Origin of the sequence: Mesorhizobium sp. M0062 (assembly GCF_040323125.1) — a bacterium.
GTDB lineage: Bacteria > Pseudomonadota > Alphaproteobacteria > Rhizobiales > Rhizobiaceae > Mesorhizobium.
This window is the reverse complement of the sequence record NZ_JAMYUO010000005.1, coordinates 46,245-70,545: the sequence shown is the minus strand read 5'-3', so window position 1 is coordinate 70,545 and position 24,301 is coordinate 46,245. Positions and strand designations below refer to the sequence as shown.

The window sequence follows — 24,301 nt, the reverse complement described above, 5'->3', positions numbered from 1 at the left end:
GCTGCCGTTACCCCGCCATCAGCGCCTTGATGCCATCCGCGACGAACTGAACCGCAAGCGCGGCCAGGATGACGCCGAGCAGGCGGGTGAGGATCGAGCGGCCGGTCTGGCCGAGGATGCGGTCGATGCGCTCCGACAGCACGAACACCAGATAGGTGATGGCAAGGCAGACGAAGATGATGCCGACCAGCGCCGCTTGTGCTGCAAAACCCTGAAACGAGCCCGACAGTAGCACGGTCGCCGAAATCGCACCGGGGCCGGCGATCAGCGGGATCGCCAGCGGGAAGGCCGCGATGTTGTGGATCATGTCCTTGGTGATGGCGACGTCGCCGATCTTCTCCTTGCGGTCCTGGCGGCGCTCGAACACCATTTCGAACGCGATGAAGAACAGCAAAAACCCGCCGGCGACGCGGAAAGCCGGCAGCGTGATGCCGAACACCGACAGGATGGACGCCCCGGCCACCGCAAACAGCGCCATCACCAGGAAGCCGATGATCGAGGCGCGCACTGAAACCTGCTGACGTTCCTCGCGGTTCATGCCGCGTGTCACCGCGAGGAAGAGCGGCGCGAGACCTGGCGGGTCGATGGTCACCAGAATGGTGACGAAGGCGTTGAACAGGCTGTCGAAACTCGGCATCGCTGACCCCTCCCGCCGGGCCGGACCCCTGCGCCACGATAGTGGTAGAGCAAAGCCTGCCCGGTGGGAACCGTCTGAGATGCCGATACCGGAGACGCCGGCTATGTTAGGCGGCAGCGTTGCAATAGGCCTCCAGGCGATAGCCGTCGGGATCGACGATGAAGGCAGCGTAATAGTCCTCGCCATAGTCGGCGCGCAGGCCCGGCGCGCCATTGTCGCTGCCGCCTGCACGCAAGGCGGCGGCATGGAAGGCGACGACACTCTGCCTCGTCGGCGCGCTAAAGCAGAAATGCAGACCGAACTTCTCGTCCGATGGCACTGGCCGCTCCGCGTCGTTCACCCACAGCGCGACGGCTTGCGCACCATAACCCAGTGAGCCTGGCGACTGGCCGAGGCAAGAATAACCGAGCGGCTTTAGCGCGGCATCGTAGACGGGCTTCGAAACGTTGGTGTCGCGGACACCGATCGAGACATGGTCAAGTATGTTTTTTCACCTTTTTTGCAATATGTTGCGTCATCAGTCCTGGGCGACGCGGCGCGCCAGGAACTCGACTTCGAGACGCCATGTCTTGCCATCGTCGTGCGAACGCTCGCCGAGCCAGCGGAAGCCGTCCTTGGTGATGCGCGAAAAGCTCCAGCGAACCGAGGAACCAGTGCCGTCGGCGCCGACCTGCACAATTGTGTCGCCTTCGGCGCGACCAAGCTGGCGGCTGTAGTATTGGTTTCGCGGGTCGCTCCAGAAGATGTGCCAGGCATCCGAGCCGGGATCATAGGCCCGCAGCGTTGTGCCATAGAAAGTCCATTTGCCGAGAGAAGGCGAGGGGCCGGCATCCCGCGCGGGCAGGATCCATACATCCTGGATCGCCCTGCCTTCCAGGACCCAGCCGAAATGCACCTCGCCGCCTCCGGTGAGAACCGTGCCGTCCTCGAGATGGCGCGTGGCATCGAATGTCCAGGCGCCGACGAAGCGGCCGTAGAGATCAAGCTTTTCAGCCAGGCCGGGGTTGGGACCGTCGCTGTGGAGCGCTTCGGCAAAGGAGGATGTACCGATCATACTTGCTGCCTTCGTTATGTCAGGAGGCTGCAAGCGATAGGCCCCGACCGGGTGTCGCGCTTGGGAAAAATTGCTATCTTTCAAGCCATGACGACGAGCGAACAAAACCTGGCATCGGGGCAGGGCTGGCATGTGTCCGACGTGCTGTGCACGGCCGGCGCCGGCGACCGCCCGTTCGAGGAGGCGCACGACACCTTCTGCGTAGCCGCTGTCACCAGCGGCACCTTCCGCTACCGCACCAGGCAAGGCGCCGCCATGCTGGCGCCGGGCGCGATCCTGCTCGGCAATGTCGGCGCCTGCTATGAATGCGGGCATGAGCATGGCGCCGGCGACCGTTGCCTGTCCTTCCACTTCGCTCCGGCCTATCTCGACCGCATCGCCAGCGACGTGCCCGGCGCGAGCAAGCTCGCCTTCCGCGTGCCGCATATGCCGCCCTTGCCGGCGCTGGCATCGCTGCTGGCCGAGGCGGAAGCGGCGCGCGAGATGGTCGACATCGACGCCTTTGAGGAGCTTGGCCTGCGAATTGCCGGCGCAGCACTGGCAGTTGCCGGCGCAGCACTGCCTGTGGCCAGCGATGCGGTGCCGGGCGTCCGAGCGCCGAGCCGCCGCGACCAGAAACGGGTTGCCGAGGCGGTGCGGCAGATCGAGCTCCATGCCGACCGGCCGGTCTCGCTTTCCGAGCTTGCCTGCGCGACGGCGACCAGCCCGTATCATTTCCTGCGCACCTTCCGGCAGGTCGCCGGCATGACGCCCTATCAGTTTCTGCTGAGAACCCGGCTGCACCGCGCGGCGGTGCGGCTGCGCATGTCAGGCGATGCCATCTCGGCAATCGCCTTCGAGGCCGGTTTCAACGATTTGTCGACGTTCAACCGCCGTTTCCGGCGCGTCATGGGCGAGACGCCTGGCGACTATCGCGCCCGGCGGGTGGCTACCCGCTGATGCGTCCGCCTGCCTCCAGATACGCTCTTGGCTTGGAAAACGGTCCACCGCAGGCTTTTGCCCTGGCGGCGGCGAATGCGTTATGGCCAAATCGTCGCGATCAGAGGTATCCATTTGAATTTACCACTGAAATCCTCATTGGAAAAGCACCACGAATATTGGAGTTTCGGCCGTGCTTCCTATATAAGCGGTCAGTGATTCCTGATTAGATTGTGATCCGATTTGACCGACCAAAAACCCCCGCGCGGCGCCGACGGCGGCCCCACCGGCATCGAGCCCATCTCCATCATCGAGGAGATGCAGAGCTCCTACCTCTCTTATGCCATGAGCGTGATCGTCAGCCGTGCGCTGCCCGATGTGCGCGACGGCCTGAAGCCGGTGCACCGCCGCATTCTCTATGCGGCGCATGAGAGCGGTTACCACTGGAACCGCAAATATGTGAAGTCGGCCCGCCCGGTCGCCGACGTGATGGGTAAATACCATCCGCATGGCGACGCCTCGATCTACGACGCCTTGGTGCGCATGGCGCAGGACTGGTCTCTGCGCGTGCCGCTGATCGACGGGCAGGGTAATTTCGGCTCCATCGACGGCGATCCGCCGGCGGCGATGCGCTACACCGAATCGCGGCTGACCAAGGTCGCACATGAGCTGCTGGAGGACATCGACAAGGAAACCGTCGATTTCCAGGAGACTTATGACGCCTCCGATACCGAGCCGAAGGTGCTGCCGGCGCGCTTCCCCAACCTTCTGGTCAACGGTTCCGGCGGCATTGCCGTAGGCATGGCCACCAACATTCCGCCGCATAATCTGGCCGAGATCTGCAACGGCGCGATCGCCATCATCGACAATCCGGCAATCGACTTGCCGGCGCTGATGGAGATCATTCCGGGTCCCGATTTCCCGACCGGCGGCATCGTGCTCGGCCGTTCCGGCATCTACAGCGCCTATGCGACGGGCCGTGGCTCCATCGTCATGCGCGGCAAGGTCAATGTCGAACAGCGCGGCAACGACCGTGAATCGATCATCATCACGGAAGTCCCGTACCAGGTGAACAAGGCCTCGATGATCGAGAAAATGGCCGAGCTGGTGCGCGACAAGCGCATCGAAGGCATTTCCGACATTCGCGACGAAAGCGACCGCCAGGGCTACCGCGTCGTCATCGAGCTGAAGCGCGACGCTGTCGCCGACGTCATTCTCAACCAGCTTTACCGCTTCACGCCGCTGCAGACCTCCTTCGGCGCCAATATGGTGGCGCTGAACGGCGGCAAGCCGGAAGTGATGAACCTGACCGACATGCTGAAGGCGTTTGTCAGCTTCCGCGAAGAGGTGATTAGCCGGCGCACGAAATTCCTGCTGCGCAAGGCGCGCGACCGCGCCCACGTGCTGGTCGGCCTCGCCATCGCCGTCGCCAACATCGACGAAGTGATCAAGCTGATCCGCACCGCGCCCGATCCGCAGACGGCGCGCGAGCAGTTGATGGAGCGGCGCTGGCCCTCCGGGGACGTGGAGTCATTGATTCTGCTGATCGACGATCCGCGCCATCGCATCAATGAGGATGGCACCTACAACCTCTCCGAGGAACAGGCGCGCGCAATCCTCGAACTGCGCCTGCAGCGCCTGACCGCGCTCGGCCGTGACGAAATCGCCGACGAGCTGAACACCATCGGCGACGAGATCAAGGATTACCTCGATATTCTGTCGTCCCGCGCCCGCATCCAGCAGATCGTCAAGGACGAGCTTGCCGCCGTGCGCGACGAGTTCGGCACGCCGCGCCGCACCGAGCTCACCGACGGCGGCGCCGACATGGAAGACGAGGACCTGATCCAGCGCGAGGACATGGTCGTCACCGTCAGCCATTCCGGCTACATCAAGCGCGTGCCGCTGTCGCTCTACCGGGCGCAACGCCGCGGCGGCAAGGGCCGCTCCGGTATGTCGACCAAGGAAGAGGATTTCGTCACCCGGCTGTTTGTGGCCAACACGCATACGCCGGTGCTGTTCTTCTCCTCGCGCGGCATCGTCTACAAGGAAAAGGTCTGGCGGCTGCCAATCGGCAATCCGCAGTCGCGCGGCAAGGCGCTGATCAACATGCTGCCGCTGGAGCAGGGCGAGCGCATCACCACCATCATGCCGCTGCCCGAGGACGAGACCAGCTGGGGCGAACTCGACGTCATGTTCGCCACCACGCGCGGCACCGTGCGCCGCAACAAGCTGTCCGAATTCGTCCAGGTCAACCGCAATGGCAAGATCGCCATGAAGCTGGAGGAGGAGGGCGACGAGATTCTCGGCGTCGAGACCTGCACAGACAATGACGATGTGCTTTTGACCGCCAGCTCCGGCCAGTGCATCCGCTTCCGCGTTGGCGATGTGCGCGTCTTCCAGAGCCGCAATTCGGTCGGCGTGCGCGGCATAAGCATGGCCGAGACCGACCGCATCATCTCCATGTCGGTGATCGAGCATGTCGATGCTTCACCGGCGGAACGCTCCGCCTACCTCAAGCGGGCAGCACTGGAGCGGCGGCTTGCCGCCGAGGTGACCGGCGAGGAAGAAGAGATTGCACTCACCAATGAGGAGATTGGCGAGGAGACCGAGCTTTCCGACAGCCGTTACGAAGAGCTCAAGGCGCATGAGCAGTATGTGCTGACGGTGACCGAATATGGCTACGGCAAGCGCTCGTCATCCTACGATTTCCGCCTGACCGGACGCGGCGGCAAAGGCATCCGCGCCACCGACGTGTCGAAGGTGGCCGAGATCGGCCAGCTGGTGGCGACTTTCCCGGTCGGCAATGACGACCAGATCATGTTGGTTTCGGATGGCGGCACGGTCATCCGGGTGCCGGTCAACGGTATCCGTTTCGCCAGCCGCGCCACCAAGGGCGTGACCATCTTCAACACCGCCGAAGGCGAGAAGGTCGTTTCGGTCGAACGGATTTCGGAGCCGCAGGCCGACGAGGATGTCGAAGAGGGTGTCATTGAGGCCGGCGCCGGAGATGCCGTACCGGACAGCGCCGAATAGGTTTTGACCAACAACGCCGGCCCGATGGGCCGGCGCAAACAAGAAACTAGCAATAAATCAGGGGTGACGGTGGGGCCAGCGAGCGCCGAAACCTTCGAACCGCTTTGTGCGGACACGGACGCGCTCTGCCTCGCTATGCAATCCGAATGCGGTGGCGATCAGCATGGCGACGGTCATTGCGGTGGCGAGCATGTAGATCAGCATGTGCGTGTTCTCCTGCGCCTATCCAACGGTTAGATCGGGTTTTGGTTTCATTTTCCGAAGTGCAAACTAGCGAACGCGGCGTGAAGTCTTCGTGATCAAGGCATTCATCTGTCGTTCATGTCTGCGAAAAGGTTCACGCAGATGTTCCCAATCGCATTTGCCTTCCGCCCAATGCCCCGCTAGAAGCACCTCCCATGACCGATCGCATCGCCCTTTATGCCGGCTCCTTCGACCCGCTGACCAACGGCCATCTCGATGTCCTGAAGGCATCGCTGGCTGTCGCCGACACGGTTTATGCGGCGATCGGCACCCACCCCGGCAAGACGCCGCTGTTTTCCTTCGACGAACGGGTGAAGCTGATCGAGGCCGCGACCAAGGCCGAATTTGGCCGCGACGGCGACCGGATCAAGGTCGTCGCCTTTGACGGGCTGGTCATCGACGCGGCCCGCAAGCATGGCGCCTCGATCATGATCCGCGGCCTGCGCGACGGCACCGATCTCGATTACGAGATGCAGATGGCTGGCATGAACGAGACCATGGCGCCGGAACTGCAGACGGTTTTTCTGCCCGCCAGCCCATCGGTACGCACCATTACTGCCACACTTGTGCGCCAGATAGCCTCGATGGGCGGAGACATCCGTCCCTTCGTACCGGCCGCCGTTGCCGGTGCGCTCACCGCCAAATTCGCGAAATAGTGCATGTCGCCCCAAAGTGGATGCCGGTTTTTGGGGCAACGACATGCACCCTAACAAAGACCTTCGGAGATCCCTTATGCAGCTGAAAAAGCTCGCCTCGTTCCTCGTCGTGCTTGCCGGTCTCGTGACCGCATCCGTTTCGGCCTTCGCCGCCGAACCGGAAAACACCATGGTCATCACCTTGAAGAACGGCGACGTCACCATCGCGCTACGCCCCGACCTGGCACCCAAGCATGTCGCGCAGATCAAGAAGCTGGTGCGTGAAGGCGCTTATAACGATGTCGCATTCCACCGGGTCATCAACGGCTTTATGGCGCAGACCGGCGACGTCAAGTTCGGCAACATGAAGAAGGGGTTCAGCCCCGAGGCCGTCGGCACTGGCGGTTCAGACCTGCCCGACCTGCCGGCCGAATTCTCGCAGAGCGAACATTTCAAGCGCGGCACGCTCGGCATGGCCCGCTCGCAGGACCCGAACTCCGCCAATTCGCAGTTCTTCATCATGTTCGCGCCGGCGCCGAACCTCGATGGCCAGTACACCATCGTTGGCAGTGTCGTCAGCGGCATGGAGCTGGTGGACAAGATCAAGAAGGGCGACGAGGCCGACAACGGCACGGTCAGCGAGCCCGACCGCATGATCAAGGTACGCATCGCCGCCGACAAGTAAACCAATCAAATCAATCTGTTTTCTGAGATAAAGGATATACGACATGGCTGAGATCAAGGACCGCGAGAACGCGCTCATCCTGGAAACGACCAAGGGCAAGGTCGTCATCGAACTGTTCCCCGATTTGGCTCCCGGCCACGTCGCCCGCATCAAGGAACTGGCCCGCGAAGGCGCCTATGACGGCGTGGTCTTCCACCGCGTCATCGAAGGCTTCATGGCGCAGACCGGCGACGTGAAGTTCGGCAATTCGTCGAAGCCGACCTTTGCGCCTTCGCGTGCGGGCATGGGCGGCTCGGAAAAGCCGGACCTGAAGGCTGAGTTCTCCAACGCCAACCATGGCCGCGGCACCTGCTCGATGGCCCGTTCGCAGAACCCGAACTCGGCCAATTCGCAGTTCTTCATCTGCTTCGACGATGCCGCTTTCCTCAACCGCCAGTACACGGTCTGGGGCCAGGTCATCGAAGGCATGGACAATGTCGACAAGATCAAGCGCGGCGAGCCGGTGGTCGATCCCGACAAGATCGTGTCGCTGAAGGTCGCGGCCGACGTCAGGTAAGGACAAACGAAGATGATGGGCTTGGTCTGGTCGCTGCTCGGCATCCTGTCAGGCGCCTTCATCGCCGTCCAGGCGCCGATCAACTCGCAGCTGGCGCGCGGCCTGGGGCTCCCGGTCGCGGCTGCTGCGTTTTCGTTCCTGTCGGGCGCGATCGTGCTTGGTATCATCTCCATTGCCGTTGTGCGGCTGCAGGACATCTCGCTCGACTGGAAGGCGCCGGCGCCTTGGCTGTTCATCGCCGGCGGCATGCTCGGCGGTTTCTATGTTACCCTGTCAACCATTCTTACGCCGCGCATTGGTGCAGCCGCGTTGATGGCGTTCCTGGTTGCCGGCCAGTTGCTGGCCGGCATGCTGATCGATCGCGTCGGCTTTCTCGGCGTGGCGGTGCGCGAGATTTCGCTCGGCCGCATCGCCGGCGCGGTGCTGCTGTTGGCCGGAGCGCTGCTCGTCCGGCTCTACTGATGCGCGTCGATCTCTTCGACTTCGACCTGCCGGAGGAGCGCATCGCGCTGCGCCCGGCCGAGCCGCGCGACAGCGCCAGAATGCTGGTGGTCAGGCCAGGCGAAGACTTTGCGGACCGCGCGGTGCGCGACCTTCCGTCCTTGCTCAGAACGGGCGACGTGCTGGTCTTCAACGACACCAAGGTCATTCCTGCCCAGTTGAGAGGCATCAGGCGGCGCGGCGAAGCGCAGGCGCAGGTCGACGCCACGCTGCATATGCGCATGGCGCCGGACCGCTGGCTGGCCTTCATGCGGCCGGGCAAGCGCATCGCCGCCGGCGACCGCATCCATTTCGGCCATGACGGCAATTCCTGTTTTCTCGGCCAACTCGACGCCACGGTGATCGAGAAGGGCGACGCCGGCGAGGCGTTGCTCGGCTTCGACCTCTCCGGCCCATTTCTCGACGAAGCGCTGCGCGCCGTCGGCCACATCCCGCTGCCCCCCTATATCGCCTCCAAGCGCGACGACGACGCACGCGACCTGACGGATTACCAGACAATCTATGCCAAGGAGGAGGGCGCAGTCGCTGCCCCCACCGCAGGCCTGCATTTTACGCCGGAGCTGTTTGCCGCGCTGGATGCAAAAGGCATCGAACGCCGCTTCGTCACCTTGCATGTCGGCGCCGGCACCTTCCTGCCGGTCAAGGCGGACGACACCGCTGACCACAAGATGCATGCCGAGACCGGCTCGGTCAGCGAAGCAACAGCCGACGCTCTGAATGGCGCCAAGGCGCGGGGCGGGCGCATCATCGCTGTCGGCACGACCTCGCTGCGCCTGCTGGAGAGCGCGGCACGGCCTGATGGCTCGCTGACCGCCTGGTCCGGCCCGACCGACATCTTCATCACGCCGGGCTATCGGTTCAAGACCGCCGACCTGCTGATGACCAATTTCCATCTGCCGCGTTCGACGCTGTTCATGCTGGTTTCGGCCTTCAGCGGCCTAGATACGATGCGTGCGGCCTATGCTCATGCCATCGGGAACGATTACAGGTTCTATTCCTACGGAGATGCAAGCCTGCTTTATCGAGCGGAGATGAGCGATGGACGATGACCTGCAGGCCTTTGATCGCGAAAGCCTGATCGCCGAAGTGAAGAAATTGCGTGCCGGCATTCGCCAGCACCGAGATTCTACCGGCCATGATTTATGCTGGCATCATCCCAACCTGTGGGACCTGCTGCCGGAAAAGACCGATCCATCGATTGCCGTGCCGCCATGGCCGAAATTCATGCGCGGCTGCATCCAATACCGCCAGTCGCTCGACAGGCAGGCGCCAGGCGCGCCTGTCCATGACAAGGAATTCAATGGCTGAGACATTCACCTTCAAGATCCTCGCCACCGACGGCAAGGCGCGGCGCGGTTCCATCACCATGCCGCGCGGCGAAATCCGCACGCCGGCCTTCATGCCGGTCGGCACCGGCGGCACGGTCAAGGCCATGTATATGGACCAGGTGCGCGGCGTCGGCGCCGACGTCATTCTGGGCAATACCTATCATCTTATGCTGCGGCCAGGCGCCGAGCGCGTGGCGCGGCTTGGCGGCCTGCATGAGTTCGCCCGCTGGCCACAGCCGATCCTGACCGACAGTGGGGGTTTTCAGGTCATGTCGCTGTCGAAGCTCAGAAAATTGACCGAGAAGGGCGTCACCTTTCGCTCGCACATTGACGGCGCTGCCTACGAGATGTCGCCGGAGCGCTCGATCGAGATCCAGGGCCTGCTCGATTCCGACATCCAGATGCAGCTCGACGAATGCACAGCGCTGCCGGCCGACCTCAAGCAGATCGAGCGCGCGATGGAGCTGTCGCTGCGCTGGGCCGAGCGCTGCAAGACAGCGTTCGGCGACCAGCCCGGCAAGGCCATGTTCGGCATCGTCCAGGGTGGCGACAACGCAGCACTCAGGGTGCGCTCGGCGCAGGCGCTGAGCGCGATGGAGCTGAAGGGCTATGCCGTCGGCGGCCTGGCCGTCGGCGAGCCGCAAGCGGTGATGCTGGATATGCTGGAGATCACCTGTCCGGAATTGCCTGACAACAAGCCTCGATATCTCATGGGCGTCGGCACGCCGGACGACATCGTGAAATCGGTGGCGCGCGGCATCGACATGTTCGACTGCGTGATGCCGACCCGCGCCGGCCGCCATGGCCTGGCCTATACCAGGCGCGGCAAGGTCAATCTCAGGAATGCCCGCCATGCGGACGATCCGCGGCCGCTGGACGAGGAGAGTGACTGCCCGGCGGCACGCGACTATTCACGCGCCTATCTGCATCATCTCGTGCGCTCGCAGGAGGCGCTGGGCGCGATGCTTCTGACCTGGAACAACCTGTCTTACTATCAGAAGCTGATGCAGGACATTCGCGCCGCGATCGAGGCAAAGGCCTTCGAGGCGCACACATCAGACATTTCAGAGGGATGGGCGAGGGGCGATATTCCGGTGCTATAAGCACATCTAGGTGCTGAGCGAATTCGCAGCGCGCAAGCTGCAGCCGGTGATTTGAAAGCTGCCGTCGGGCTGCTGTTCCAGCGTGTAGACCGCCTCATAGTCCTTGCCGTCGGGCCCAACGATCAGCACTTGCTGGATTAGCGAAGTTGGCCCCATCTGCTCGACCTTGCCGAAGGAATAGCTCTGCGGCTGGCGCACCGGCGGATAGCCGTTGGTCACCATGTTCATGAAGGTGTCGACGGTCGGAAAGATGCGCTTCACATTTGGAGCGGCGAAACTGTACGCCTTGGCGCCATCATTGGCGATGAGCGCCTTCAACTGACCATCGATGACGGCCTGGCCGGCCTTGACTTCGGCGTCGCCGGCAAGGGCTGCCGACACGAACAACGCGAACAGCAATGAAACAACTGCGAATGCGGTGCGGCGCATGGCCTGTCTCCATTGTCCCCCAACAAAACCTGTCCCGGGACGCATCATACCATACGGTTTGCGGAGCCTCACGGTTTCAGCAACCGCAATATTCGCCACGCAAGTGCCACATGATCATGCTTAAGCCTCCTTTAACGCGGGGCGCGCATCGTAGGGACGGGTGGGGACCCGTTCGCGCAACCAGGGGACGACCATGTTCAAGCAGCCGATCGACCGGCGCCTTTTGCTGAAGGGCGCGGCAAGCCTCGCAGTTTTGGCTCCCTTGCCCGCCTGGGCAAGCACCGGGCCGACTGTCACGGAAGTCGCCTTCGATCCCGCCATTCCAGCGCTCGGCAACCCCGATGGCGACGTCACCATCGCCGAATTCGTCGACTATCAATGCCCGATCTGCAAGCTCGTCTTCGTCGAACTGAAGAAGTTGATGGAAGAGGACAACGGCGTCCGGCTTGTGATGAAGGACTGGCCGATCTTCGGCGACGTGTCGCGCGACGCGGCGCGGGTGACGCTGCTGAGCGGCGAACACTATGGCGCGGCGGTCGATGCGCTGATGACCAACCAGCGCGGCCTTTCGGAACGCCGCACCAACGACATCCTTTCTTCCGTCGGTGTCGATGTGGCGATGGTGCGTGCCGACCTCGCCATCCGTGAACCCGACATCGACGCTGCCCTTGTCCGCACCGAAGCCCAGGCGACGGCTTTCAAGCTGCGCGGCACGCCAGCCCTGGTCATCGGCGGCAACCTGTACCGGCGCGGCATGCCCGTGTCCGAACTGAGACAAGCCGTCGCCAAGGCCCGCTCCGCCTGATGCTTGAAAGCCGGGCGGCAGTCTGCCACAAGGGCCGCTTGAGTGCTGAAGCTTGATCGGGACCGGCAATGAAGACGTTTTTCATGCAGATAAAGTGCGATCTGGGCAAGTCCTATGAGGTCGCCAGCGCGCTCGCCGATGCCGAAATCGCCTCGGAGATCTACTCGACCGCCGGCAATTACGACTTGCTTGCCAAATTCTACGTCGACGACGAGGAAGATGTCGGCCACTTCGTCAACGAGAAAGTGCAGATTATTCCCGGAATCAAGGACACCTTCACGGTCGTCACTTTCCGCGCATTCTAAAGCAATTCCAGGAAAAGTGTGAAGCGGTTTTCCGTCCGGAATTGCGGCAAAGCAAAAAGCCATGGCAGGTCGCCGTTTCCATGAAACGGTGAACTGCTATGGCCGCATCAGGCACTTGCCCGGTGAACTGCTAGAGCCGCATCAGGCACTTGCCCGGCGACAAGGCAGAGCCTGATTAAGGTCCTGTTCCGACTGCCCGAATTTTGGGCAGTCGGAACATACTGATCGCCGATATCCTCCAAATCACCGATTGCGCTTGATTTTCTCCCGCGACGCCAGTGAAATGGCGTCACAGGGGAGTATGCGATTGGCAGCGTTCGATGAAATGCTTCCGGAAGTTTCCGGGCTTAGACAACCGTATACGGCTTACGACCGCTGGCTGAAGGAGCAGGACCCGGCCAGGCTTACCGAAAAGATGCAGGACGCCGAGCGCGTCTTCCGCAAGACCGGCATTACCTTCGCCGTCTATGGCGAGCAGGAAGCCTCCGAGCGGCTGATCCCCTTCGACATCGTGCCGCGCATCATCTCCGGCAATGAATGGCGAAGGCTGACGCAAGGCATCGAGCAGCGCGTGCAGGCGCTGAACGCTTTCCTCGACGACATTTACCACCGCCAGGAAATCCTGCGCGCCGGCCGCGTGCCGAGGGAGCTGATCGCCAGGAACGAGGCGTTCCTGCCGGAAATGATCGGAGTGCGGCCACCGGCCGGCGTCTACACCCACATTATCGGCGTCGATATCGTCCGCATCTCCGAGAACGAGTTCTACGTGCTGGAGGACAATGCGCGCACGCCGTCGGGCGTCTCCTACATGCTGGAGAACCGCGAGACGATGATGCAGCTCTTTCCCGAGCTGTTCCAGCAGATCAAGGTGCGGCCGGTGGAGAATTATCCGCAATTGCTGCGCCAGTCGCTGGCGGCAGTGCGGCCGCAAAGCACCAAGGGTGCACCGACCATTGCCGTGCTGACACCGGGCAGCTTCAACTCCGCCTATTTCGAACATGCCTTCCTCGCCGACCAGATGGGCGTGCAACTGGTCGAAGGCCAGGATCTGCGCGTTGTAGACGGCCACGTCGCTATGCGCACGACCGAAGGCTACAAGCAGATCGACGTGCTTTACCGGCGCGTCGACGATTCCTTCCTCGATCCGCTGACCTTCCGGCCGGACTCGGCCCTTGGCGTGCCCGGCATCATGGACGTCTACCGCGCCGGCAACATCACCATCGCCAACGCGCCGGGAACCGGCATCGCCGACGACAAGGCGATTTATTCCTACATGCCCGACATCGTCGAGTTCTACACCGGCCGCAAAGCCATCCTCGGCAACATCCCGACCTGGCGCTGCTCGGAGCCCGACAGCCTGAAATACGTGCTCGAACACATCCATGAGCTGGTCATCAAGGAAGTGCACGGCTCCGGCGGCTACGGCATGCTGGTCGGCCCGGCTGCGACCAAGAAGGAATGCCAGGATTTCGCCAAGAAGCTGCAGGCGAAGCCCTCCAACTACATCGCCCAGCCGACGCTGGCGCTGTCGACTTGCCCGATCCTGACCGAAAAAGGCCTGTCGCCGCGCCATGTCGATCTCAGGCCCTATGTTCTGGTCTCCGACCGAATCCAGATCGTTCCCGGCGGCTTGACGCGGGTGGCGCTGAAGGAGGGGTCGTTGGTCGTGAATTCCTCGCAAGGCGGCGGGACGAAGGATACGTGGGTGTTGGACGATTAGGTAGACAGTAGACAGTAGGCAGTAGGCAGTAGGCAGTAGGCAGTAGGCAGTAGGCAGTAGGCAGTAGGCAGTAGGCAGTAGGCAGTAGGCAGTAGAGGGACAAGAAATGCCATATTCCACAGAGAATCAAATGCTTACTAATCCCTACTCACTATTCCCTACTCACTAGTCCGAAGGGTCTTGCCATGCTTCTCGGCCGCACCGCCAACGGGCTCTACTGGATGAACCGTTATATCGAGCGGGCGGAAAACATGGCGCGTCTGGTCGATGCCGGCCTTCGCATGGCGCTGACCCGCACCCAGAGCGCGTCGGAAGAGTGGAATTCGGTGCTGCTCAGCGCCGGCTCCGACGTCACCTTCACGCAGAAATACAAGGACTACACCGCCGCCAATGTCGCCGACTTCCTGCTGCGCGACACCTCGAACCCGTCGAGCACGATGTCGGCGATCGAGACCGCTCGCAACAATGCCCGCATGGTGCGCACCGCGCTGACGCGCGAGACCTGGGAGAGCATCAACGAAGCCTGGATGGCCCTGAAGCGCATGCTGGCAAAGCCGATCGACGAGCGCGACCTGCCGAGTGTGCTCGACGCCATCAAACGCGAGACGGCGCTGATCCGCGGCTCGTTCTACGGCACGATGCTGCGCAACGAGATCTTCGACTTCTCACAACTCGGCACCTATGTCGAGCGGGCCGACAACACGGCACGCATCCTCGACGTGAAATACTACGTGCTGCTGCCGTCGATCTCCTGGGTCGGCTCGAGCCTCGACAACTACCAATGGGAATCGATCCTGCGCTCGGTGTCGGCGCACCGTTCCTATCGCTGGGTCTATGAGGCCGACTACAAACCCACCAACATTGCCGACTATCTGATCCTCAATGTGCGCATGCCGCGTTCGCTGACCTTCTGTTATCGTTTTCTTGCCGAGCATCTGAAGTTCCTCGGCGACGACTATGGCGACCGTCATGCCTGCCACGCCACCGTCGACAGGACACAGGCGATGCTGCAGGCAGGGTCGATCAAGGACATATTCGACGCCGGCCTGCACGAATTCCTGGCCAGGTTCATTCAAGACAACACCAAGCTTGGCGAAGAGATCGCACAAGATTACCGGTTCAATTGAGCATGATCGCGAACCGGAGGGCCGCGCTAGCGACAAGTGGGACCCGGTTTTCGGATAAGATCATGCTTACAAACGGAAAATAGGCATGCGGCTCAAGATCACCCACCGTACCGAATACCGCTACGACGCGCCGGTGCACTATCTGTTGCAGCGGCTACGCCTGTTACCGGTCAGTGGCCCGACGCAGACCGTGCTGTCCTGGGCGCTGAAGATCGAGGGCGCGCGCGAGGAAGTCCGCTTTAACGACCATTTCGGCAACGATAACAGGCTGTTGAGCGTCGAGGGCGAGCGCGACTTCATCACCGTCGAGGCCTCCGGCGAGGTTGTCACGCGCGACACAGCGGGCGTCTCGGGTCCGCATCACGGCTTTGCGCCGCTGTGGCTGTTCAGCCAGGAGACAGCTTTGACCATCCCCGGCGAGGGCATAAGCGAGCTTGCCGCGGCGGTCGGCAAAGGTACCGACATCGAAAGGCTGCATCGGCTGATGGCGCTGATCGTCGAGCGCGTCGCCTACACGCCGGGCACCACCAGCGTGACGACCCCGGCGGAAGAGGCATTGGCGCTGAAGACCGGCGTTTGCCAGGATCACAGCCACATCTTTGTCACCGCAGCCCGCGTCATGGGTTTTCCGGCCCGCTATGTCAGTGGCTATCTGATGATGGATGCGGCCATCGAGCAGGCGGCAAGCCATGCCTGGGCCGAAGCCCATGTTCAGGGTCTCGGCTGGGTCGCCTTCGACGCCGCCAACGGCATTTCCCCCGATGAACGCTATGTCAGGGTAGCCACCGGCCGTGATTATCGCGACGCCTCGCCGGTGTCGGGAATTCGACTGGGACAGGCGGAGGAACAGCTTGCAGTCACCGTCACGGTAGAGCAGTAGTCTCCGGCAAGATTGCTGCCTGAAGAGATTCCATGACTTATTGCGTCGGCCTCAAGATCGATCGTGGGCTCGTGTTCATGTCGGACACGCGCACCAATGCAGGGATGGATTCGATCTCCACTTTCAAGAAGATGCATGTCTGGGAAGAGCCAGGCGAGCGCGTCATCGTACTGATGTCGGCCGGCAATCTGGCTACGACGCAGGCCGTGGTCAGCCTGCTCGACGAGCGCACCAAGGCGGTGGCGGAACGCCACGCGACGCTGCTCGAGACCCCATCCATGTACCAGACGGTGCGGCTGGTCGGCGACACCGTCAAGGAAGTCATCGCCAGCTCGTCGCCTGCCGGCGAAAAGGCGGATTCCTATTTCAACGCCTCCTTCATCCTCGGCGGCCAGATCAAGGGCAGCCCGCCACGGCTGTTCATGATCTATCCCGAGGGCAATTTCATCGAATCGACCGACGACACGCCGTTCTTCCAGATCGGCGAGACCAAATACGGCAAGCCGATCATCATCCGTGCCTATGAAAGGACGATGAGCCTGGCTGAAACGGTCAAGCTCTTGCTGGTATCGTTCGATTCGACGCTGAAATCGAACCTGTCCGTCGGCCTGCCTCTCGACCTGCTGTTCCTGGAGGAGGACACGTTCACGGTGGGTTTGAAAAAGCGCATCGGCCAGGACGATCGATATTATCGTGCTATTTCCGAAGGCTGGTCGAACGCGTTGAAGACGGCCTTTGCCAGCCTGCCGGATTTTCCGGGGTAGCGCGGGAACCTTCGTCGCGGTTGCCTGTCTCTATTTAACATGTTAATCAAAATTCAAACGGCTGGCTGATCGGCGCGTCGGGAGGATCCATGGACAACGAGCAATTCCGCGACTGGTCGAGGCGCGCCGCCGACTGGGGCGCTGATTACCGCGCCGGCCTTCGCGATCGGCCCGTGCGACCTGCCATAGCGCCGGGCGAGATCTTCAGGAGCATCGAAGCTTCTCCGCCGGAGGCCGCGGAATCGATGGAGACGATCTTCGCCGATTTCGAAGCCAAGATCGTGCCCGGCATGACGCATTGGCAGCATCCGCGTTTCTTTGCTTATTTCCCGGCCAATGCAGCACCCGTCTCGGTGGTTGCCGAATATCTGGTCTCTGCGATGGCCGCGCAGTGCATGCTGTGGCAGACTTCGCCGGCGGCGACAGAGCTTGAGACGCGCATCGTCGACTGGATGCGCCAGGCGCTCGGCCTGCCCGAAGGCTTTTCCGGCGTGATCCAGGACTCCGCATCATCGGCGACGCTGGCCGCCGTGTTGACCATGCGGGAGCGCACGCTCGACTGGCAGGGCAACAAGAAGGGTCTTTCCGGGCAGGGCAGGCTGCGCGTCTATTCCTCCGACCAGGTGCACACCTCGATCGACCGCGCCATCTGGGTCGCCGGCATTGGCGAGGAAAACCTCGTCCGCATTCCCGTCGCCGGCACCTACCGCGCCATGGATACCGCGGCTTTGGAAGCGGCGATTGTTGCCGACCGCGCGGCCGGCCTATTGCCGGCCGGCATCATCGCGTGCGTCGGCGGCACCAGCACCGGCGGCACCGACGACATCGCTGAAGTGGCCGCGGTGGCCAAACGCCAGGGGCTCTATCTGCATATCGACGCCGCCTGGGCCGGATCGGCGATGATCTGTCCGGAATACCGGCATTTCTGGACCGGTGTCGAGGGCGCGGACTCGATCGTCTTCAACCCGCACAAATGGCTGGGCGCGCAATTCGACTGCTCGATCCAGTTCGTCCGCCAGCCGGAGGATCTCGTGCGCACGCTGGCGATCAAGCCGGACTATCTGAAAACTCGCGGTCATGACGGCATCATCAACTACTCCGAATGGTCGGTGCCTCTCGGCCGTCGCTTCCGGGCGCTGAAGCTGTGGTTCCTGCTGCGCGCCCATGGCCTCGAGGCGCTGCGCACCATGATCCGCAATCACGTCGCCTGGAGCGAAGGCATAGCCGGGCGCCTGGCCGAGGAGGAGGATTTCGAGCTCGCCAGCCAGCCGATGCTGTCGCTGTTCTCGTTCCGGCATCGCGCCGCATCCGGCGTTGACTGCGACGAGCACAATTTGCGTCTGGTCGACGCCATCAACAATGACGGCCGTATCTACCTGACGCAGACGCGTGTCGATGGCCGGGTCGCCATCCGCTTCCAGGCAGGCCAGTTCGAGACAACCGCGGCCGATGTCGATACCGCCTTCACTGTCATCTGCGAGTGTGCAAGATCCCCGAAGGACTGACAGGGATTGCCCGGGTGGTTGCCGCCGCCGGGGCAAGCCAGCAAGGACTTGCGAGCAAGCATATGGCCGGAAGGGCCGAAGGGGTTAGCCAGAATCTGACGGGCGTCTGGAGCGGGCGCTATTTCTATCCGCGCGAACTGCCGCCGGTTTCCTTCGTTGCAACGCTGATCGAGACGGCAACCAGCTTGACGGGGATGACCCACGAACCGGCGGCGACCAGCACGGCAAGATACGCAAGCCTGCAGGGGCAGCGAGAGGGCAACGCCGTCTCCTTTACCAAGACATACGACAAGGCCGAATTGAAGGCGCACCCGATTCACTACAGCGGCATCATCAACGGTGATGCAACCGAGATCAAAGGCACTTGGCGGATCCCGGGATACTGGTCCGGCAATTTCCTGATGATCCGCTCGCCAGGTAAAGTCGCGGCTGTCACCCGCAAGGTGGCGGAGCGGGTCTGAGCCGTATCTGCCCGGTTCGCCTTTGCAATCATCGATATTTCATTAGCCGGCGTCTCCCTTTTCATTGCTTTCGTTTTCAGCTACAAACAAGAAAAACGAAAACGGGAGGTTCTCAGTGTATTTGTCGCCGCGCCATGCCGAGATCATCCAGATGGCGAAGGACCATGGCCGTGTGCTGGTCGATGACCTCGCCACGCATTTCAACGTGACGCCACAGACCATCCGCAAGGACCTCAACGATCTCTGCGACCAGCGGCTGCTGACGCGCATCCATGGCGGGGCCCTGTTCCCGTCCGGCATCGAGAACATGGAGTATGAGGCGCGCCGCAAGATTGCCGCCGACGAGAAGGAGGCCATCGGCCGCGCGGCGGCCAGGCTGATACCCGACAACGCCTCCCTGTTCATCAACATCGGCACCACGACCGAGTCGGTCAGCAAGGCGCTGCTCGACCATACCGGGCTGATGGTCATCACCAATAATATCAATGTTGCCAACAGGATGCGCATCTATCCTTCGATCGAGGTGGTAATCGCCGGCGGCGTCGTGCGTGGCTCCGACGGCGGCGTTGTCGGCGAGGCCGCGGTCGATTTCATCAGGCAGTTCAAGGTCGACTATGCGGTGATCGGCGCCTCGGCCATCGACCATGACGGCGCGTTGCTCGATTTCGACTTTCGCGAAGTGAAAGTGGCGCAAGCCATTATCGCCAATGCCAGGCATGTCATCCTGGTCTCCGACCAGACCAAGTTCGAACGCACCGCGCCGGTTCGCATCGGCCATCTCTCGCAAGTCAACACCTTCATCACCGACCGTTGCGACATCCCGTCGGTGCGTAAGATCTGCGAGGAAGCGGAGGTTCAATTGATCGAAACGTCGCTCGGCTAGGCTATCGATCACGGTCCCGTTACATTTCGTTTGACATTCGTTCTTATTTCGAAATAATCCCGATACGGTTTCGTAACAACTCAAAAATGCTGCAATGCGAAATCGCGGGAGGGATTTGTGGACGCAGTCCGTGACATCTTCGTCATCGGTGGCGGCATCAATGGCTGCGGCATCGCCCGCGACGCCGTTGGGCGGGGCTTTTCGGTATTTCTCGCCGAGATGAACGATCTTGCCAGCGGAACCTCCTCCGGCTCGACCAAGCTGATCCACGGCGGTCTGCGCTACCTCGAATTCTACGAGTTCCGGCTGGTGCGCGAGGCGCTGATGGAGCGCGAGGTTCTGTGGAAGAACGCGCCGCACATCATCTGGCCGATGCGCTTCGTGCTGCCCTATGCCAAGGGCCTGCGCCCGGCCTGGCTGATCCGGCTCGGCCTGTTCCTCTACGATCATATTGGTGGCCGCAAATTGCTGCCGGCGACCCGGACACTGGACATGTCCAAGGATCCGGCGGGCAAGCCGCTGAAGCCGCTGTTTCACAAGGCCTTCGAGTACTCGGACGGCTGGGTCAACGATGCCCGGCTGGTGGCGTTGAACGCGCGTGACGCCGCCGACCGCGGCGCCACCATCCGCACCCGCACGAAAGTCGTCGGGGCGCGGCGCGAAGCCGATCTATGGGCGATCCGCGTGGAAGACGTGCGGACGGGAGATGCCGACGAGGTCAAGGCCCGGCTGCTGGTCAATGCCGCCGGTCCATGGGTCGACCACGTCCTGTCGACCACCGTGGGCCAGAACGACGTGCACAATGTGCGCCTGGTGCAGGGCAGTCATATCGTCATCAAAAAGAAATTCGATGATCCGCGCGCCTACTTCTTCCAGAACAAGGACGGGCGCATCATCTTCGCCATCCCTTACGAGGAAGAATTTACGCTGATCGGCACCACCGATCGCGACTATCCCGGCGATCCGCATGACGTGAAGATCAGCGACACCGAGATCGACTATCTCTGCGCGGCGGCGAGCGAATATTTTGCTGAAGCCGTGACGCGCCCCGACATCGTCTGGACCTATTCGGCCGTGCGCCCGCTCTACGACGACGGCGCTTCGAAGGCGCAGGAAGCGACCCGCGACTATGTGTTGAAAGCCGATGGCGGCGAGGGCAAGGCGCCGATCGTCAACGCTTTCGGCGGCAAGATCACCACCTACCGCCGGCTGTCGGAATCGATGCTGGAAAAGATCGAAGGTTTTCTCGGCAAGCGCGGCAAGCCGTGGACGGCGAACGCGCCCTTGCCAGGCGGCGATTTCCCGGCCACCGGTTTCGACGCCCAGGTGGCGAAGCTGAAGAGCGCCTATCCTTTCCTCGACCAGCGCCTGGCGCGTCGGTTGACCAGGCTTTACGGCACGCGCGCGCAAGTGCTGCTCGGCCTCGCCAAGTCGAACGCCGATCTCGGCCGCAATTTCGGCGCCGATCTCTATGAGGCCGAGGTACGCTACCTCAGCGAAAACGAATGGGCGCTGACCGCCGAAGATGTATTGTGGCGTCGCACCAAGCGCGGTCTGCATCTCAGCCGCGAACAGGCCTCGGCGCTTGACGAATTCATGCGCGGCATAAGCCGGCGCCATGTCGCGGCAGCGGAATAGGGAAGGCGATTGATGCACAAAGCCTGGGAGGAGGCATCATGCTGGAACTGAGAAACGTGACGAAGATGGTCGGCGCGGTGGAGCATATCCGCGACGTGTCGCTGACGCTTCAGCACGGCTCGCTCAACGTTTTGCTCGGGCCGACACTGTCGGGCAAGACCAGTCTGATGCGGCTGATGGCCGGGCTCGACGTGCCGACCACCGGTTCAGTCTGGTTCGACGGCCAGAATGTCACCGGCATGCCGGTGCAGCAGCGCAAGATCGCCATGGTCTATCAGCAGTTCATCAACTACCCCGCGATGACCGTCTACGAGAACATCGCCTCGCCATTGCGCGTCGCCGGCACCGACCAGGCCAAGATCGACAAGGAAGTCCGCAACGCGGCAGGGCTTTTGAAGCTCACACCCTATCTCGACCGCACGCCGCTCAGCCTGTCCGGCGGCCAGCAGCAGCGTACGGCGCTGGCTCGCGCCATCGTCAAGAATGCCAGCCTGGTGCTGCTCGACGAGCCGCTCGCCAATCTCGACTACAAATTGCGCGAGGAGCTGCGCGCCGAACTGCCCAAGATATTTGCCGCCGCCGGCACTATTTTCGTCTACGCCACGACCGAGCCGCATGAAGCCTTGCTGCTCGGCGGCAATACGGCGACGCTGTCCGAGGGGCGGATCACCCAATTCGGGCCTACCATCGACGTCTTCCGCAAGCCGATCGACCTGGTGACGGCGAAAACCTTTGCCGATCCGCCGCTTAACACCATCGTGCTGGCCAAGAAGGGCCCGGATTTCCTGCTCGAGGGCGGCGTCAAGCTGCCGGTACCTGCCGAACTCGCCGGCATTGCCGACGCCAACTACACGATCGGCTTCCAGCCGCATCATCTGTCGCTCGAGCGGCCCAACGCCGCCGCGGTGCCGGTGCGCGCCAAGGTGACGATCACCGAGATCACCGGCTCGGAAAGCTTCATCCATCTCGATTTCGCCGATGCGCGCTGGGTCATGCTGACCCACGGCATCCGCGATTTCGAGCCCGACGCCGAGATCGAGGTGTTTATCGATCCGCGCCACATCATGGTCTTCGACAGCAACGGCAGCGCCGTCGCCGCGCCGAAGCTTGCGGCCTGAAGGGGAAGAAAGAGATGGCGCGCATCGACGTCAACCATGTCAGGCACTCCTACCTGCCCAACCCGCAGAAGGATGCCGATTTTGCGCTGCGGGAAGTGCACCACACTTTCGAGGATGGCGGCGCCTATGCGCTGCTTGGGCCCTCGGGTTGCGGCAAGACCACGCTGCTCAACATCATTTCGGGACTTCTGCAACCCTCGCACGGTGAGTTGCTGTTCAACGGCAAGGACGTCACCAATCTGTCGACGCAGGAGCGCAATATTGCGCAGGTGTTCCAATTCCCGGTCATCTACGACACCATGACGGTGTACGACAATCTGGCCTTCCCGCTGCGCAACCGCGGCGTGCCGGAGGCCGATGTCGACCGCAAGGTGCGCGAGACGCTGGAGATGATCGACCTGGCGTCGTGGGCGAAGAAGAAGGCGAGGGGCCTGACCGCCGACCAGAAGCAGAAGATCTCGCTCGGCCGCGGCCTGGTGCGCTCGGATGTCAATGCCATCCTGTTCGACGAACCGCTGACGGTTATCGATCCGCACATGAAGTGGGTGCTGCGATCGCAGTTGAAGCAACTGCACCGCCGCTTCGGCTACACCATGGTCTATGTCACCCATGACCAGACCGAGGCGCTGACCTTCGCCGACCAGGTCGTCGTCATGTATGATGGCGGCATCGTCCAGATCGGCACGCCGGCTGAATTGTTTGAGCGCCCGCGCCACACATTCGTCGGTTACTTCATCGGCTCGCCCGGCATGAACGTCATGCCGGTGGCGATCGACGGCAAGACTGCGACCATTGGCAGCCAGCGCATCGAGTTGCCCGGCGCGCCAAAGACCGCCGCTGGGAGCTCCGGCGCCATCGAACTCGGCATCCGCCCCGAATATGTCAGGCTCGGCCGCGAGGGCATGGCGGTTAAAATCAGCAAGGTCGAGGATCTCGGCCGCCACAAGGTGGTGCGCGCCAGCCTCGAAGGCCGCGAGATCGCCGCCGTCATTGGCGAGGACGAGAGCGTGCCGGCCGACCCAAAGGTTCGCTTCGATCCGGCCGGCATCAACATCTATGCCGATTCCTGGCTGGTTGAGATGGGGCGTGTCGAGATGGGGGCATAGATGGAAAAGACCTGGAACAACAAGGCCTGGTTCCTGGTGCTGCCGGTGCTGGTGCTGGTGGCGTTCTCGGCCGTCATTCCGCTGATGACGGTCGTCAACTATTCGGTGCAGGACACCTTCGGCAACAACGTCTTCTTCTGGGCAGGCACCCAGTGGTTCGAGGAACTGCTGTCGTCCAGCCGCTTCTGGGAAGCGATGGTGCGCAACCTGATCTTCTCCTTCATCATCCTGGCCATCGAAGTGCCGCTCGGCATATTCATCGCGCTCAACATGCCGAAGAAGGGGTGGGGCGTGCCGGTCTGCCTGGTGCTTATGTCGTTGCCGCTGCTCATTCCGTGGAACGTCGTCGGGACCATCTGGCAGGTCTTCGGCCGCAACGACATCGGCCTGCTCGGCTACTACGTCAACGCGCTCGGCATCGACTACAATTACGTTCAGGATCCGTTCGACGCCTGGGTCACCATCATCATCATGGACGTCTGGCACTGGACCAGCCTTGTCGTGCTGCTCTGCTATGCCGGCCTGGTTTCGATCCCGGATGCCTTCTACCAGGCGGCCAAGATCGACGGCGCCTCGCGCTGGGCGGTGTTCCGCTACATCCAGCTGCCGAAGATGCAGCGTGTGCTTTTGATCGCCGTGCTGTTGCGCTTCATGGATAGCTTCATGATCTACACCGAGCCCTTCGTCGTCACCGGCGGCGGCCCCGGCAACTCGACCACCTTCCTGTCGATCGACCTCGTCAAGACCGCGCTCGGCCAGTTCGACCTCGGTCCGGCGGCCGCCATGTCGCTGGTCTACTTCCTGATCATCCTGTTGTTGTCGTGGGTGTTCTACACCGTGATGACCAACTACGACGCGGAGCGCTGA

Annotated in this window: 27 protein-coding genes; 22 read left to right on the top strand and 5 right to left on the bottom strand. The window is 62.3% G+C overall.

What is annotated here, in order from left to right; all coding sequences use genetic code 11:
• Positions 1–7 precede the first annotated feature (7 nt).
• The 3 genes from NKJ64_RS08215 to NKJ64_RS08205 all read right to left on the bottom strand — a co-directional run bounded on the left by NKJ64_RS08215 (position 8) and on the right by NKJ64_RS08205 (position 1,691).
• Positions 8–637: a MarC family protein gene (locus NKJ64_RS08215; RefSeq protein WP_023670949.1), complete on the bottom strand. Its 630-nt coding sequence runs from the start codon at positions 635–637 to the stop codon at positions 8–10.
• 106 nt (positions 638–743) lie between these two features.
• The gene (locus tag NKJ64_RS08210; RefSeq protein ID WP_352462409.1) at positions 744–1,121 is read right to left on the bottom strand and encodes a VOC family protein; all 378 of its coding nucleotides are present in this window, start codon (positions 1,119–1,121) and stop codon (positions 744–746) included.
• 33 nt (positions 1,122–1,154) lie between these two features.
• Entirely contained in the window at positions 1,155–1,691 is a 537-nt protein-coding gene (locus NKJ64_RS08205; RefSeq protein WP_352462323.1) for a hypothetical protein, read from the bottom strand.
• An 87-nt stretch (positions 1,692–1,778) separates the two neighbouring features.
• Between NKJ64_RS08205 and NKJ64_RS08200 the strand changes: the two genes are divergently transcribed.
• Positions 1,779–2,630 (top strand): helix-turn-helix transcriptional regulator, encoded by an 852-nt coding sequence (locus tag NKJ64_RS08200; protein WP_352462322.1) that lies wholly within the window; start codon positions 1,779–1,781, stop codon positions 2,628–2,630.
• Positions 2,631–2,852: 222 nt separating this feature from the next.
• On the top strand, positions 2,853–5,642 hold the full coding sequence (gyrA, locus tag NKJ64_RS08195) for a DNA gyrase subunit A (RefSeq protein WP_352462320.1): 2,790 nt from the start codon (positions 2,853–2,855) through the stop codon (positions 5,640–5,642).
• Positions 5,643–5,699: 57 nt separating this feature from the next.
• Here the strand turns inward: gyrA and NKJ64_RS08190 are convergent, their stop codons facing one another.
• A complete protein-coding gene (locus NKJ64_RS08190; protein WP_023700785.1) occupies positions 5,700–5,846 on the bottom strand; it encodes a hypothetical protein in 147 nt (48 codons plus the stop codon).
• A 194-nt stretch (positions 5,847–6,040) separates the two neighbouring features.
• Here NKJ64_RS08190 and coaD point away from each other — a divergent pair, with 194 nt between their 5' ends.
• From coaD to tgt, 7 genes are all read left to right on the top strand, one after another.
• Positions 6,041–6,541 (top strand): pantetheine-phosphate adenylyltransferase, encoded by a 501-nt coding sequence (gene coaD / locus NKJ64_RS08185; RefSeq protein ID WP_023670954.1) that lies wholly within the window; start codon positions 6,041–6,043, stop codon positions 6,539–6,541.
• Positions 6,542–6,710: 169 nt separating this feature from the next.
• A complete protein-coding gene (locus tag NKJ64_RS08180; RefSeq protein ID WP_245260126.1) occupies positions 6,711–7,205 on the top strand; it encodes a peptidylprolyl isomerase in 495 nt (164 codons plus the stop codon).
• Between the two features lie 43 nt (positions 7,206–7,248).
• Positions 7,249–7,761, top strand: coding sequence for a peptidylprolyl isomerase (locus NKJ64_RS08175; RefSeq protein WP_023693397.1), 513 nt, complete (start codon positions 7,249–7,251; stop codon positions 7,759–7,761).
• Between the two features lie 12 nt (positions 7,762–7,773).
• On the top strand, positions 7,774–8,223 hold the full coding sequence (locus NKJ64_RS08170; protein WP_023684639.1) for a DMT family transporter: 450 nt from the start codon (positions 7,774–7,776) through the stop codon (positions 8,221–8,223).
• Positions 8,223–9,311, top strand: a complete 1,089-nt coding sequence (gene queA / locus NKJ64_RS08165) for a tRNA preQ1(34) S-adenosylmethionine ribosyltransferase-isomerase QueA (protein ID WP_023834129.1) — start codon at positions 8,223–8,225, stop codon at positions 9,309–9,311. The genes NKJ64_RS08170 and queA overlap by 1 nt, the downstream gene beginning before the upstream one ends.
• Positions 9,301–9,570 carry a hypothetical protein gene (locus NKJ64_RS08160; RefSeq protein ID WP_023684641.1) on the top strand — a complete coding sequence of 90 codons (270 nt, stop codon included), beginning with the start codon at positions 9,301–9,303 and terminating at the stop codon, positions 9,568–9,570. Before queA ends, NKJ64_RS08160 begins: the two co-directional genes overlap by 11 nt.
• Positions 9,563–10,693 carry a tRNA guanosine(34) transglycosylase Tgt gene (gene tgt / locus NKJ64_RS08155; protein WP_023715836.1) on the top strand — a complete coding sequence of 377 codons (1,131 nt, stop codon included), beginning with the start codon at positions 9,563–9,565 and terminating at the stop codon, positions 10,691–10,693. Before NKJ64_RS08160 ends, tgt begins: the two co-directional genes overlap by 8 nt.
• A 6-nt stretch (positions 10,694–10,699) precedes the next feature.
• Here tgt and NKJ64_RS08150 read toward each other — a convergent pair whose 3' ends face one another.
• Positions 10,700–11,122 (bottom strand): DUF4864 domain-containing protein, encoded by a 423-nt coding sequence (locus tag NKJ64_RS08150; RefSeq protein WP_023684643.1) that lies wholly within the window; start codon positions 11,120–11,122, stop codon positions 10,700–10,702.
• Positions 11,123–11,315: 193 nt separating this feature from the next.
• On the opposite strand from NKJ64_RS08150, the gene NKJ64_RS08145 reads away from it, so the two are divergent.
• From NKJ64_RS08145 to NKJ64_RS08085, 13 genes are all read left to right on the top strand, one after another.
• Positions 11,316–11,927, top strand: a complete 612-nt coding sequence (locus NKJ64_RS08145; RefSeq protein ID WP_023693402.1) for a DsbA family protein — start codon at positions 11,316–11,318, stop codon at positions 11,925–11,927.
• Positions 11,928–11,995: 68 nt separating this feature from the next.
• The gene (locus tag NKJ64_RS08140; protein ID WP_023670963.1) at positions 11,996–12,232 is read left to right on the top strand and encodes an Lrp/AsnC family transcriptional regulator; all 237 of its coding nucleotides are present in this window, start codon (positions 11,996–11,998) and stop codon (positions 12,230–12,232) included.
• 307 nt (positions 12,233–12,539) lie between these two features.
• Entirely contained in the window at positions 12,540–13,952 is a 1,413-nt protein-coding gene (locus NKJ64_RS08135; protein WP_023670964.1) for a circularly permuted type 2 ATP-grasp protein, read from the top strand.
• A gap of 185 nt (positions 13,953–14,137) precedes the next feature.
• On the top strand, positions 14,138–15,079 hold the full coding sequence (locus tag NKJ64_RS08130; protein ID WP_023693403.1) for an alpha-E domain-containing protein: 942 nt from the start codon (positions 14,138–14,140) through the stop codon (positions 15,077–15,079).
• Positions 15,080–15,164: 85 nt separating this feature from the next.
• A complete protein-coding gene (locus NKJ64_RS08125) occupies positions 15,165–15,959 on the top strand; it encodes a transglutaminase family protein (RefSeq protein WP_023670966.1) in 795 nt (264 codons plus the stop codon).
• 32 nt (positions 15,960–15,991) lie between these two features.
• Positions 15,992–16,723: a proteasome-type protease gene (locus tag NKJ64_RS08120; protein ID WP_023684646.1), complete on the top strand. Its 732-nt coding sequence runs from the start codon at positions 15,992–15,994 to the stop codon at positions 16,721–16,723.
• An 89-nt stretch (positions 16,724–16,812) separates the two neighbouring features.
• Positions 16,813–18,228: a pyridoxal phosphate-dependent decarboxylase family protein gene (locus tag NKJ64_RS08115; protein WP_352462318.1), complete on the top strand. Its 1,416-nt coding sequence runs from the start codon at positions 16,813–16,815 to the stop codon at positions 18,226–18,228.
• Positions 18,229–18,242: 14 nt separating this feature from the next.
• Entirely contained in the window at positions 18,243–18,689 is a 447-nt protein-coding gene (locus NKJ64_RS08110) for a hypothetical protein (RefSeq protein WP_023693406.1), read from the top strand.
• Positions 18,690–18,804: 115 nt separating this feature from the next.
• Complete coding sequence (locus NKJ64_RS08105; RefSeq protein ID WP_023670971.1) at positions 18,805–19,572, top strand: DeoR/GlpR family DNA-binding transcription regulator; 768 nt, start codon at positions 18,805–18,807, stop codon at positions 19,570–19,572.
• 117 nt (positions 19,573–19,689) lie between these two features.
• Positions 19,690–21,210: a glycerol-3-phosphate dehydrogenase gene (gene glpD / locus NKJ64_RS08100; RefSeq protein ID WP_023815792.1), complete on the top strand. Its 1,521-nt coding sequence runs from the start codon at positions 19,690–19,692 to the stop codon at positions 21,208–21,210.
• Between the two features lie 38 nt (positions 21,211–21,248).
• Positions 21,249–22,328 carry an ABC transporter ATP-binding protein gene (locus tag NKJ64_RS08095; protein WP_023684650.1) on the top strand — a complete coding sequence of 360 codons (1,080 nt, stop codon included), beginning with the start codon at positions 21,249–21,251 and terminating at the stop codon, positions 22,326–22,328.
• 14 nt (positions 22,329–22,342) lie between these two features.
• The gene (locus tag NKJ64_RS08090) at positions 22,343–23,434 is read left to right on the top strand and encodes an ABC transporter ATP-binding protein (RefSeq protein WP_352462316.1); all 1,092 of its coding nucleotides are present in this window, start codon (positions 22,343–22,345) and stop codon (positions 23,432–23,434) included.
• On the top strand, positions 23,435–24,301 hold the full coding sequence (locus NKJ64_RS08085; RefSeq protein WP_023670975.1) for a carbohydrate ABC transporter permease: 867 nt from the start codon (positions 23,435–23,437) through the stop codon (positions 24,299–24,301).